Consider the following 11413-nt stretch of genomic DNA (forward strand, 5'->3'; position numbering starts at 1 on the left):
GTCAAACTATAACAACTTAGCAAACTAACTAACTTGACTAAGTGTACCGCCTGTCGGTCGTTTTGCCTGAGAAATGAACGATTTGGGCGAGGCTGACTCCTATTTGCCAGCAGGTGCTTTCAACAAGATCGCACCTGGTGCCTTTCCCCCAGAACTTATGGACGTTCAACCTCATCGGCATCGCAGGGATGCTCATGGGGCTTTTTTTTTCGAACCAGTGGAGCAATGCCATGCCCAACCGAGGCTCTTCGGGTGAGCCACCGTGTGTATTAAAAACGATCTGCTATTTCAACTAACGATTTGAATTTGGTCTTGCCGCTGCGATTAAAACGTTCGCGCGCCTATTGCAAGGTCATCTAGCGCTAACGCATTACGTGGAGAAAACGTCGTGGAGATTAATACAATTATTAGCCTGTTCGGGCAGAAAGAATCCATGGAGCTGGTGCGGTTGTCGGTGATTTACGTTCATTTACTGGCCTGTTGCATTGCCATCGGCCTGGTATTCGCCAGTGACGCCGAGATGGTCAGGAACTTGTTGAAAGGCCAAAAAGGGGCCGGGCATGACAGTCAGCATATGACGCGCTTGCAGAAGTCCGTGGCCAATGCCCTGATATTCCTGTGGCTCACGGGCGCCGCAGTGATTGGAATTGACTACCTTGATAAAGGTATGAACTATTTTGCCAATCCCAAACTTCACGCGAAAATCATTATCGTCATGTTGTTGACCTTTAACGGCATGTTGTTGCATCGCTATGTTTTGCCTGCCCTGCTCAAAGCGGGAAACTTGCTCGACCTGAATTTCGGCGTGCGGATGTTCGCGCTGTTCTCCGGCGCACTGTCGGGTGTGTCCTGGCTGTATGCGGCGATGCTGGGCGTCGGTCGCCCACTGGCCTGGAAATACTCGCTGACCGAGTTGCTGCTGGCCTATCCGGTGATGATCCTGCTCGGCTTTGCCATGATGGCTGCCCTGACCCAGTGGGCACGCAACCGCAGCCAGGCCGAACCGGTTCAAGCGCCTGTGTGGCGACTGGCTGGCATTCCTACCTGATTGCCTGAGTAACGCTTCAAATACGCCGTGAACCGGGAAACCTGGTTCGCGGCGAGCTCGTTTCATGCGCCGAGGCTGGGCGGGAAACTTCAGGATCTCGACATGGCCATACAAGACAGGCCAATGGCGTTGAATTTGAACGTCGCTGCGTGGTGGAGGCTCTTAATGCAAAGGACACCTTGAGGGCCCCATCATGAGCATTGAACGCAGCATCCCCGAGCTCGAGGCCTGGTACGCCCAGTACGACGACATCAGTTACCGCCGTGAGTCGCCGGATGCCTACCACCATGAACTGCTGCGCACCGCCGAGGCCCTGCGCGACGATGGGGCCATCGATTGGGACGACTGGCTCGCACTCAAGGCATTGGCCGATGACGCCCATGTACGTGCTCTGGAAGATGCCGTACAGGCCCACGTCAGCGACCCCGACGCATGAAAGCGCTGAAGATTGCCACGTTCAACATCAACGGCATTCGTAGCCGACTGCCGGCACTGCTGGCCTGGCTGGAGCGGGAGACGCTTGCCTCCTTGCGCAGGATTGGGTGACTGGGGGCGGCATTGCCGGCGAAGCAGGCAACGCCGCTCGATGGTTGAGCCTCAGCCGTCAGACTGTTCCTCCGGCGGCACCTGGCCTTCGGGCCAGTCGGGTGCTTCCTGCTCCTGTTCTGGTTCAGGTACAGGTTCGCCCGGGTTGTGCGGTATGTCGTCCACGTAAGGGTCAGGGTTGTCGGGTTCGATCATGGTTTGGTCCCTCGCCGTTGGGCTCTCGGGTTTGTGAGCGGGCGTCAGCCCGACTCCACAGCAGCATTTTTCTTCCAGCCCCGCAGGTTCATGGCGCACAGGCAACCCTGCAGGAGGATCAGCGCCCAGGCTTGCGCCTGCCACCCCCAGATGGCCCACAGCACATTGCTGGCGATGAAGCAGCAGAAACCCAGCTTGCGCCGGCCAGGGCGCCGCGAACCGATGCACCAGGCGGCAAGCACCGTCAGGGCCATGGCCGGCCAGTCAAGCAAGTCGATCCAGTCCTCCATCACGCGGCACGCTGTTCGCCCTTGAGCAGCTTTTTCTGCGCCTCCATGGCCTGTCCGAGCTTGTCCAGTTCCTGTTTGCCCAGTAGTTTGCGGGCGGTCGGGAACAGCTCGCTTTCTTCTTCCTCGATATGGTGTTCCAGCAGTTCCTTCATGACCTTGACCCGCCCGGCGAACTCGACGGTGCCGGTCTCGGTCTGCAGCAGGTCCGGCAGCACCAGCGAGTCGACGGTGCGGTGCTCCTCCTTGGCTTCGTAATACATTTTCGCTTCTTCCTTGCCGCCGGCCTGCTTGATGGCCGGGTACAAGATTTCTTCTTCCAGCGCGGTATGGATGGTCACTTCCTGCTTGATGCGTTCGAGCAGCTCGGCGCGCTTCTTCACCGCGCGCTCGGTGGTGGAGGAGAGTTCCTCCAGCAGCTTTTTCACCAGCTCATGATCCTGGATCAGCAGTTCGATAGCGTTCATGAAACACCTCTTCAGGGTTGGAAAAATCACGATTGCCTTCGATGGAGTAAGGCGCGTGCGACAAGGTTCAAAGCGGATGATCAACGTACCGGGCCGCAGCTGCCTTGTACCCGGCAGGTAGGGTCACTCCTGCGGGATGATCGAGATCTTGCCGTTGCGCTCGACGATGGCGAACTTGATCTGCCCGACGCTTTCGATACCCTGGCTGTCCCGGGCTGATTCGAGAATGTCGTCTTCGGTCAGCCGTGCCCGCCGCATTCGGTGGTGGAGAAAGCGCCCCTGATCCACGACCAGTGTCGCGTGGCCATCGACCAGCCGGGCCAGGCGCCTGGAGTTGAGCTTGGCCAGTGACAGGCCGACATCCAGAACGATCAGCGTGGCGATCACCAGCATGGCGTTGGTGAATGAGAAGTCCTCGCCCAGCAAGGCCTGCTGGGTCGCCTCTCCAATGATCAGCAGCAGGACGAAGTCGAAGGTGGTCAGGTCGGCCAGCGAGCGCCTGCCAGCCACGCGAAACAGCAGCATCAGCGCGATATACATGCCTGCCGCACGGAGAATGGAGTCCATGTCGCGCTCCTAGGGGTAGAGAAAGGTCGAGAAATGCACTGTGCTGCTCGGGCCAGCCCTGACAACACCTTCGAGCGTGCCGACGTATTCGCTGCGCAGGGTCAGATAAAGAGTGGCGATCCCTTCTTTGCTGGTACCAAGCTGGAGCAGGAGCGACCGGCCTTGGGAACGCGATGCTTGCGGTTGTGGCTGCAGCGTTTCGATGCTGGCTTCGCGCAGCAGGTTGCCCCCGAGCAACAACATCACAGGCTCCCCTGCGGTGCCGCGAACCGTGATACGCAGTTTGTCGGTGGTGCCGCTGCGGCTGAGACGCTGATAGTCCACCTGTACCCGGCCGTCTTCACTCGAGACCTGTGCGTCACTGAGCGGGCCGTTGCCGAACAACCCGGCCAGGGCCAGCAGCACGATCAGCACCAGGGCATACCATCCGACCCGTTCGAAACGCCACACCCGCTGCTGCATCCGCATGTCTTCCTCGACGGGATGGCGCCTTGAAACCAGCTCCTCTTCGTCCATGCTCGCAGCCCCCTCAGGCGCGCTCACCGCGCAGCCAGCGTTGGTGGTAATGGGCCAGGTGCGACAACCCGTAGAGCGCACCCTGGCGCATGACCTCCGCGCGCTCGCCAAAAAAGCGCTGGCTGCGAGTGAACACGGCCAGCGGCTCGCCGGCAAATGCCCAGGCGAAGCACACGGTGCCTGGGGCGATGGCATCCTGCGGCTCCGGCCCGGCGACACCCGTGCTGGCGATGGCGACGGTGGCGTCGCTGTCTTTCAAGGCGCCAAGCGCCATCTCCCAGGCTACGGCCTCGCTGGTCAGACCGTAGCGTTCGATAGTCTGGGGATTGACGCCGAGCAGGCGTTTCTTGGCACTTGGCGAGTACACCACGTAGCCGCTTTCCAGCACCTCGCCGGTACCGGGTACTGCCGCCAGCAGCGCAACCATGGCGCCGGCCGTGCAGGATTCTGCGGTGGTCAGCAGCAGCTTGTGGGCCTTGAGGTAATCGAGGGCCTCGCGTACAGGGTCGGTCGCCATGGCCGGTCACTCGTGCGTTGTTTTCTGGTGGACGTGTTTCTTGCGGGGTTGGTTCATTGCTTGTGAGCCATTCATCGATGTCAGGTAAAGCTCCCTGAACTTTGTTGCGTCTGCTGGCTTCCTCTTGGTAGGAGGACGCACGAGCCGCGTACTGCTGCCGGATCAAACAGAGGAGAGGGGATCATGACCGAGCCTGTGACGTATTTCTGGATCGCCGTTGCGGCGATCATTCTGTTGGTCGATCTGTGGGCCATCGTCAGTGTTTTTCGCAGCGACAAGTCCGAGGTGACGAAGGCGATGTGGGCGCTGCTGCTGTTGGCGCTGCCTGTTGTCGGCCTGGCCATCTGGGGTGTGCTCGGGCCGCGTGGAATCAAACGCGGCACGGGGCCATCTTCGCCTGAACACAGCAAGGGATAGGAGGGGAGATGAAGAAAGAAGCGATGACAACTCGCAGCGCAAACGTTAAGTCGGCCTGGGCAGTTGCGCGGTCGTTGCAGTACTTTCGCTTGTTTCGCGGGCACGCAAAGGACTGATCAGAAGCCAGCTTCGCCGCCAGCTGCTGGGACCGCAATTAGCCTACGACCGTTGAAAATTCCTAAAGTTTCAATTTAAAAACAGCAACTTAGAAAATTTTCTCAAGCCGTGTTACTCGTCGGATTTTCATTGTAAGCCCCCTTCCAGAGCCTCAGGATCGCCTCGGTATCCCTTTGAGGCTTTCACAAATGAAGTACTCCTCGATTCTCTTGTTGTCACTTGGCCTGCTTAGCGGTGTTGCTTCGGCAGGCGGTAATACCGAAGCAGGTATAGGTGGCGCATTGGGTGGAGTATTGGGCTCGGTAGTCGGCCAGTCGATCGGCGGCAGCACCGGCTCGGCAATCGGCGCAGGCCTGGGTGGCGCGGCCGGTAGTGCGGTGGGCGCCAACAAACACAGCCGTGGCGAGGCGGCCATTGGCGGCGCCTTGGGTGCAGCTGGCGGTAATGTGGTAGGTCGCAAGATGGGCGGCACTACGGGCAGCATGATCGGCGCAGCGGCCGGTGGCGGTGTGGGTGGTGCCTTGGGCAACCACATGGGCCGGGACTACGATGATGAAAGTGGGCATCGCTACCGTGATTATGACGACGATGATGACGATCGGGGCTGGCGTCGCCACCGTCACGACCGTGGCCATCACTATGGCTGGCGCAAACACCGCCACGACGACTGACCCTGGCGTTACAGGCCCATCGAAAGGGCTGGCCGCAGGAGCTGCGGCCAGCCAGACCAATACCAGTAGCGCTAAGGTGGTGGCTTGAAACCAGCGAACGGCGTACCAGGTTCGGGTAATGTGATTCAAGCGCAGCGCGCCAGTCCTCGGCAAAGCGGGGGCTAGCGCGGAGCAACCACGGTGGTGTGCTGTGGCAAGGCGATTGAAATCAGGGCAGCCAGCACAACGAAGGCCGTGGAGATCCACAGGCAGGCTTGCAGCCCGTAAGCCTGGAATACCCAACCGGAAAGCAGCGTACCGACCAGCCGCCCTAGCGCGTTGGACATGTAATAGAAGCCCACATCCAGCGATACCCCGTCTTCCTTGGCATAACTGACGATCAGGTAGCTGTGCAGCGACGAGTTCACGGCGAACAGCACGCCGAACAGCATCAGCCCGCCAAGCACCACCACCTGAGCCGACCAGCCTGCCGACAGGCCCAGGGCGATGAGCGCAGGCAGCCCGGCAAGGGCGATCGCCCAGATGAAAGCCGCCCGACCGTCGGGCACATGGCCGCGCTTCTTGCCAGTGATGTGGGGGGCAAACGACTGAACGATGCCGTAGCCGATTACCCATGCAGCCATGAAGCCGCCGACCAGCCAGAAGTCCCAGCCAAAAGCCGTGCTCAGGTACACCGGCAATGCCACGACGAACCAGACGTCACGGGCGCCAAAGAGAAACAGCCGTGCGGCCGAGAGGATGTTGATGGCCCGGCTCTTGGACAGCACGTCGCGGAACTTTGGTTTGGCCTTGGCTTTGCCCAGGTCCTTCTTCAGCAGGATCAGGCTGCCGACCCAGATCAATGCCAGTACCGCAGCCATGGCCAGCACCGCCAAGGTAAAACCGAGCAGGGCGAGCAGGGCGCCGCCAAGGAAGAAACCCACGCCTTTGAGCGCGTTTTTCGAGCCCGTCAGGATGGCCACCCACTTGTAGAGGGTGCCTTGCTGGCTGTCCGGCACCAGAAGCTTGATGGAGCTCTTGGCACTCATCTTGTTCAGGTCCTTGGCGATGCCGGACAACGCCTGGGCGGCCATCACCCAGGGTACTGTCAGCCAGGCTGACGGTACCGTAAGCATCAGCAACGCCAGCACCTGCATGCCCAGGCCGATGTTCATGGTGCGGTTGAGCCCCAGGCGGGCGCCAAGGTAGCCGCCCACCAGGTTGGTGATCACGCCGAACACTTCATAGAACAGGAACAGCGCCGCGATCTGCAGCGGCGTGTAGCCCAACGAATGGAAGTGCAGTACCACCAGCATGCGCAACGCGCCGTCGGTGAGTGTGAAGGCCCAGTAGTTGCCGGTAACCAGCAGGTACTGACGCACTTGAGCAGGCAGGGCTGACAACGCCATCATGTTTGCCGTCTACTCCGCCAGGCCGACCATTCGGGCCAGCTCCGCTGCACGGTTGGCGTAGCCCCACTCGTTGTCGTACCAGGCGTAGATCTTCACCTGGGTGCCATTGACTACCAGGGTCGATAGCGCATCGATGATCGAGGACCGCGGGTCTGTGCGGTAGTCGATGGACACCAGTGGTCGCGCTTCGTAGCCCAGAATGCCTTTCAACGGGCCTTCGGCAGCCGCCTTCAGCAACGCGTTGACCTCTTCAGCCGTGGTCTCACGCGCCACTTCGAACACGCAGTCGGTCAGCGAGGCGTTGGCCAGCGGTACACGCACGGCGTGACCATTCAGCTTGCCGCGCAGCTCAGGGAATATCTCGGCGATTGCGGTAGCCGAGCCCGTTGTGGTCGGGATCAGGCTCATGCCTGAGGCACGGGCGCGACGCAGGTCCTTGTGCGGCGTATCGAGGATGCTCTGGGTATTGGTCAGGTCGTGGATGGTGGTGATCGAGCCGTGGCGGATACCCAGGTTCTCGTGAATCACCTTGACCACCGGGGCCAGGCAGTTGGTGGTGCAGGACGCGGCGGTGACGATACGGTGTAGCGCCGGATCGAACAGGTGCTGGTTGACCCCCATCACCACGTTCAGCGCGCCTTTCTCCTTCACCGGAGCGCAGACCACTACGCGTTTGACGCCCTGATCCAGGTAGGCCTGGAGCACGGCTACCGACTTCATCTTGCCGCTGGCCTCGATGACCAGGTCGCAGCCCGACCAATCGGTGTCGGTGATTGCCTTGTTCGCAGTGACCTTGATGCGCTTGCCGTCGATCACCAGCGCGTCGCCTTGTGCCCCGGCTTCACGATGCCAGCGCCCGTGGACCGAGTCGAAGTTGATCAGGTGGGCGTGGGTCTCGGCGTCGCCGGCCGGGTCATTGATCTGGACGAATTCGAATTCCGGCCAATCCCAGGACGCCCGCAGCGCCAGGCGACCGATACGGCCAAATCCGTTGATGCCTACTTTGATTGCCATGTTCCTGTTCTCGAGTTGGGACTTCAGATGGATCGTTGATTGACACGCCTGGACAGTTCTTCGGCCGACTCCTTGCGCTCGGAGTAGCGGTCGACGAGGTAGTCGGCGCGGTCACGCAACAGCAGGGTGAACTTCACCAGTTCTTCCATGACATCGACGACACGGTCGTAGTACGGGGACGGTTTCATGCGGCCCGCTTCGTCGAACTCCAGGTAGGCCTTGGGCACTGACGACTGGTTAGGGATGGTGAACATGCGCATCCAGCGGCCCAGCACGCGCAGCTGGTTGACCACGTTGAACGACTGCGAACCGCCGCACACCTGCATGACCGCGAGGGTCTTGCCCTGGGTCGGGCGCACAGCGCCCATGCTCAGGGGGATCCAGTCGATCTGCGACTTGAACACACCGGTCATCGCGCCGTGGCGTTCCGGCGAGCACCAGACCATGCCTTCCGACCACAGCACCAGTTCGCGCAGCTCCTTGACCATGGGGTGGTCTTCGGGGGCGTCATCCGCCAATGGCAGGCCGGACGGGTTGAAGATTCGCGTCTCGGCACCGAAGTGCTCCAGCAGGCGGGCCGCTTCCTCCGTCAGCAGGCGGCTGAAGGAGCGTTCGCGGGTCGATCCGTACAGCAGCAGGATGCGCGGCTTGTGGGTGGACTGCCGGGCGATCGCCAGTTTTTCGGCGGATGGCAGGTCGATCAGTTCGCTGTCGATGTTGGGGATAACATGTTCGGTCATGGTTCTACTCCTGGGACAAGGCACCGGACGCCTGATCGAACCAGCGGCGCTTGAGCCACCAGGCCACGCCAACCAGCGAGATCAGTACCGGCACTTCCACCAAAGGCCCGATGACGGTGGCAAAGGCGACCGGCGAGGCAAGGCCGAAGGTGGCGATGGCCACGGCAATGGCCAGTTCGAAATTGTTGCTTGCCGCGGTAAAGGCCAGCGCAGTGGTGCGGGGGTAGTCGGCTGCCAGCAGCTTGCCCATCCAGAAGCTGATGAAGAACATCACCACGAAATAGATGGTCAGTGGGATGGCGATGCGCAGCACATCCAGCGGCAGTTGCAGGACCATGTCGCCTTTCAGGCTGAACATGGCCACGATGGTCAGCAGCAACGCCACGAGCGTCAGCGGGCTGATCTTCGGAATGAACTGCTCCTGGTACCAGGTTGCGCCCTTACTGCTGATCAGGATCTTCCGGGTCAGGAAGCCGGCCAGGAACGGGATACCCAGGTAGATCAGCACCGATTGGGCGATATCGAGGAAGCTGGTCTCGATGACGCTGCCCTCCAGGCCGAACAGCGGGGGCAGCAGCCCCAGGAAAATCCAGGCGTACACACTGAAGAACACAATCTGGAAAATGCTGTTGAAGGCAACCAGGCCGGCCACGTACTGGTTGTTGCCGCCGGCGATCTGGTTCCACACCAGCACCATGGCGATGCAACGTGCCAGGCCGATGAGGATAAGGCCGGTCATGTACTCGGGCCTGTCGGAAAGAAAAACGACCGCCAGCCCGAACATCAGCACCGGGCCGATCACCCAGTTCTGAATCAGCGACAGGGCGAGGATGCGTTTGTCCTTGAAGACCTGCGGCAACTCCTCGTATTTCACCTTTGCCAATGGCGGGTACATCATCACGATCAGGCCGATCGCGATGGGGATGTTCGTCGAGCCCAGCGACAAGCTGTTCAGCCAAACCGGCAACCCTTGGAACAGGCTGCCCAGGGCGATGCCAAGGCCCATGGCCAAAAAGATCCAGACCGTCAGGTAGCGGTCGAGGAAGGAAAGTCGGCTTTTGCTCATGGTGTATCTCCCTGAACGTCAGAGCGTTCCGATACGTGCCAGCTCGCCTTGAGCTGGGTGGCATCCAGTTGTTCGAAAGGCAATGTGAAAAATGCCGTGTTTTTCTCGGCAGTGGTCAGCAGCAGGTAGCGACGCGCTGAGGGCGGTCACCCATGCTGTCCAGTCGTTTGGCGCTGGTGTTCAACCAGTCGCGGTTGGCCTCCAGCGTTGTTACCAGGACATCGCGTACCCAGGTGGGCAGTTCTGGATGCAGGCGGTAGTAGACCCACTGGCCTTGGCGGCGGTCTTCAAGCAGGCCGCAGGTACGCAGTTGTGCCAGGTGGCGGGAGACCTTGGGTTGGCTTTCTTCCAGGGCGCAAATCAGTTCACAGACGCATAGCTCTTGCTCGCGAGCGATCAGCAGCATCATCCGAATGCGGTTCTCGTCGGCGAGGCATTTGAAGACCTGGGTCGGGGTCAGCGAGTCAGTCATGGCAGTTCTCGGTGTTTGCTCTTCATGCTTGATATATATGGTTTATCAAATATACGAATTTTCGCATGTATTGCAAGGCCTGCCAGATTGATTCCTGCAGACGAAAAGAAGGCCTTGCAGGAGATCGGCCAGCTTGTGGGCTGCGCTGACGCTTGGCGAACTGAATTCGCAAGCAGTCCGCGTACCCTGTGGGAGCGGCTTTAGCCGCGAAGAATCCAACGCGGTGGATGGCACCGGCTGCGCCGGTGTTCGCGGCTAAAGCCGCTCCCACAGGGTCCCTGCCAATTCAATGAGTCATGTGCAGTTCCATGAGGGCGGGCCAGTCCGTTCCACCGTAGCGTCCTGTCGATCAAGGCTTGACCGCCCACGCTGTGCAAATACGGTTAACATGCTCCAGGCCTGCCCCCATCGTTGAAGAGAGTTGTATGGAGTTACGTCAGCTTCGCTATTTCCTGAGTGTTCTGGAGTACGGCAGTCTTGGCAGGGCGGCGGTCGAGCTCGGGGTCGGCGCCTCCGCACTGAGCCAGCAACTGTCGAAGCTGGAGAGCGAGGTGAGTACCCGGCTTTTGACACGTTCGAGCACCGGCGTCTCGCCGACGGCGGCGGGCCTGGCCTTTGAATACCATGCGCGCCTGGCGCTTCGTCAGGCGGAGCATGCTGTGCTGGCAGCACAGAGCGGCCGCATGAGCGGCTACGCCAGCGTGGGGTTGGCACCGACCACCGCATCGATTCTTGGCCTGGCGTTGATCGACAGGATGCGCGAACGCTATCCGGACATCCGCCTGCACCTGGTGGAAATGCTGTCTGGCTATCTGATGAACCAACTCAATGCCAGGCACCTTGACCTGGCGGTGCTGTTCCAGGCAGAGACGGGGCCGCGGCTGGATGTCCGGGCGCTTCTGACGGAGCGGCTGTTCGTGCTGGTTCCCGCCCCGCTGGTCAAGGCCGAGTGGGGCGAGTCGCTTACATTGCAACAGATTGCGACGCTCCCCTTGGTGATGCCCAGCACCCAGCATGGTCTGCGTACGACATTGCGCTCGATTTTCGAACGGGCCGGGCTGGAGGCCAGCATCGTCATGGAAGTCGATGGTCTGTCGCTGTTGATGGATTGTGTCTGTGCGGGCCATGCCGCCACCATCCAGCCCGGCGCCACGGTGGCCCGGGCGCATCAGGCGGGCTTGCGCGTGTTTGCCATCGATGAAGCACAGGCGCAGCGTCGCAATGTGATTGTCAGCCTGACCGATGACGAGCTCTCGCCGGCCGCGTTGGCGACACGGATCGTACTGCAGGAGGTCGCTCGGGATCTGGTGGAGCAGGGCCGATGGCCTGGGGCCCGGTTGCTATGACCCAGACTGTGGGTTCATTCATCCAACCCCTTTAGA

Annotated in this window: 16 protein-coding genes and 1 pseudogene; 6 read left to right on the plus strand and 11 right to left on the minus strand. The window is 60.7% G+C overall.

Annotation, left to right across the window (positions count from 1 at the left end; genetic code table 11):
- Positions 1 to 433 precede the first annotated feature (433 nt).
- The 3 genes and pseudogenes from MKK04_RS10940 to MKK04_RS10950 all read left to right on the plus strand — a co-directional run.
- Positions 434 to 1048 carry a hypothetical protein gene (locus tag MKK04_RS10940; protein ID WP_241106799.1) on the plus strand — a complete coding sequence of 205 codons (615 nt, stop codon included), beginning with the start codon at positions 434 to 436 and terminating at the stop codon, positions 1046 to 1048.
- A gap of 193 nt (positions 1049 to 1241) precedes the next feature.
- A complete protein-coding gene (locus MKK04_RS10945; protein WP_003257678.1) occupies positions 1242 to 1484 on the plus strand; it encodes a hypothetical protein in 243 nt (80 codons plus the stop codon).
- A pseudogene (locus MKK04_RS10950) lies at positions 1481 to 1564 on the plus strand (exodeoxyribonuclease III); the annotation flags it as partial. The gene MKK04_RS10945 and the pseudogene MKK04_RS10950, both read left to right, overlap by 4 nt.
- An 81-nt stretch (positions 1565 to 1645) precedes the next feature.
- Here the strand turns inward: MKK04_RS10950 and MKK04_RS10955 are convergent.
- The 6 genes from MKK04_RS10955 to MKK04_RS10980 form a co-directional block, all read right to left on the minus strand.
- Positions 1646 to 1789 (minus strand): hypothetical protein, encoded by a 144-nt coding sequence (locus tag MKK04_RS10955; RefSeq protein ID WP_207830284.1) that lies wholly within the window; start codon positions 1787 to 1789, stop codon positions 1646 to 1648.
- 44 nt (positions 1790 to 1833) lie between these two features.
- Positions 1834 to 2079: a hypothetical protein gene (locus MKK04_RS10960; protein ID WP_207830282.1), complete on the minus strand. Its 246-nt coding sequence runs from the start codon at positions 2077 to 2079 to the stop codon at positions 1834 to 1836.
- Entirely contained in the window at positions 2079 to 2543 is a 465-nt protein-coding gene (locus MKK04_RS10965; RefSeq protein ID WP_063913538.1) for a hemerythrin domain-containing protein, read from the minus strand. Before MKK04_RS10965 ends, MKK04_RS10960 begins: the two co-directional genes overlap by 1 nt.
- Before the next feature lie 123 nt (positions 2544 to 2666).
- Positions 2667 to 3110, minus strand: coding sequence for a DUF421 domain-containing protein (locus MKK04_RS10970; RefSeq protein WP_087500755.1), 444 nt, complete (start codon positions 3108 to 3110; stop codon positions 2667 to 2669).
- Positions 3111 to 3119: 9 nt separating this feature from the next.
- Complete coding sequence (locus MKK04_RS10975; protein ID WP_233687494.1) at positions 3120 to 3626, minus strand: hypothetical protein; 507 nt, start codon at positions 3624 to 3626, stop codon at positions 3120 to 3122.
- 13 nt (positions 3627 to 3639) lie between these two features.
- Positions 3640 to 4143, minus strand: coding sequence for a CinA family protein (locus MKK04_RS10980; RefSeq protein ID WP_207830278.1), 504 nt, complete (start codon positions 4141 to 4143; stop codon positions 3640 to 3642).
- A 183-nt stretch (positions 4144 to 4326) separates the two neighbouring features.
- Between MKK04_RS10980 and MKK04_RS10985 the strand changes: the two genes are divergently transcribed.
- Both MKK04_RS10985 and MKK04_RS10990 read left to right on the plus strand, forming a co-directional pair.
- Complete coding sequence (locus tag MKK04_RS10985; RefSeq protein ID WP_241106579.1) at positions 4327 to 4560, plus strand: PLDc N-terminal domain-containing protein; 234 nt, start codon at positions 4327 to 4329, stop codon at positions 4558 to 4560.
- A 305-nt stretch (positions 4561 to 4865) separates the two neighbouring features.
- The gene (locus MKK04_RS10990) at positions 4866 to 5348 is read left to right on the plus strand and encodes a glycine zipper domain-containing protein (RefSeq protein ID WP_207830274.1); all 483 of its coding nucleotides are present in this window, start codon (positions 4866 to 4868) and stop codon (positions 5346 to 5348) included.
- A 161-nt stretch (positions 5349 to 5509) separates the two neighbouring features.
- Here the strand turns inward: MKK04_RS10990 and arsJ are convergent, their stop codons facing one another.
- The 5 genes from arsJ to MKK04_RS11015 form a co-directional block, all read right to left on the minus strand.
- Positions 5510 to 6739, minus strand: coding sequence for an organoarsenical effux MFS transporter ArsJ (arsJ, locus tag MKK04_RS10995; RefSeq protein ID WP_241106580.1), 1230 nt, complete (start codon positions 6737 to 6739; stop codon positions 5510 to 5512).
- Between the two features lie 9 nt (positions 6740 to 6748).
- Positions 6749 to 7753 (minus strand): ArsJ-associated glyceraldehyde-3-phosphate dehydrogenase, encoded by a 1005-nt coding sequence (locus MKK04_RS11000; RefSeq protein WP_207830269.1) that lies wholly within the window; start codon positions 7751 to 7753, stop codon positions 6749 to 6751.
- Positions 7754 to 7776: 23 nt separating this feature from the next.
- A complete protein-coding gene (gene arsH / locus MKK04_RS11005) occupies positions 7777 to 8493 on the minus strand; it encodes an arsenical resistance protein ArsH (protein ID WP_241106581.1) in 717 nt (238 codons plus the stop codon).
- Between the two features lie 4 nt (positions 8494 to 8497).
- Positions 8498 to 9559, minus strand: a complete 1062-nt coding sequence (arsB, locus tag MKK04_RS11010) for an ACR3 family arsenite efflux transporter (protein WP_207830262.1) — start codon at positions 9557 to 9559, stop codon at positions 8498 to 8500.
- Between the two features lie 115 nt (positions 9560 to 9674).
- The gene (locus MKK04_RS11015; RefSeq protein WP_063913529.1) at positions 9675 to 10031 is read right to left on the minus strand and encodes a metalloregulator ArsR/SmtB family transcription factor; all 357 of its coding nucleotides are present in this window, start codon (positions 10029 to 10031) and stop codon (positions 9675 to 9677) included.
- A 425-nt stretch (positions 10032 to 10456) separates the two neighbouring features.
- Between MKK04_RS11015 and MKK04_RS11020 the strand changes: the two genes are divergently transcribed.
- Positions 10457 to 11377, plus strand: coding sequence for a LysR family transcriptional regulator (locus tag MKK04_RS11020; RefSeq protein ID WP_233687488.1), 921 nt, complete (start codon positions 10457 to 10459; stop codon positions 11375 to 11377).
- Positions 11378 to 11413: the final 36 nt, after the last annotated feature.

The organism is Pseudomonas sp. LS.1a, assembly GCF_022533585.1.
In the GTDB taxonomy this organism is placed as follows: domain Bacteria; phylum Pseudomonadota; class Gammaproteobacteria; order Pseudomonadales; family Pseudomonadaceae; genus Aquipseudomonas.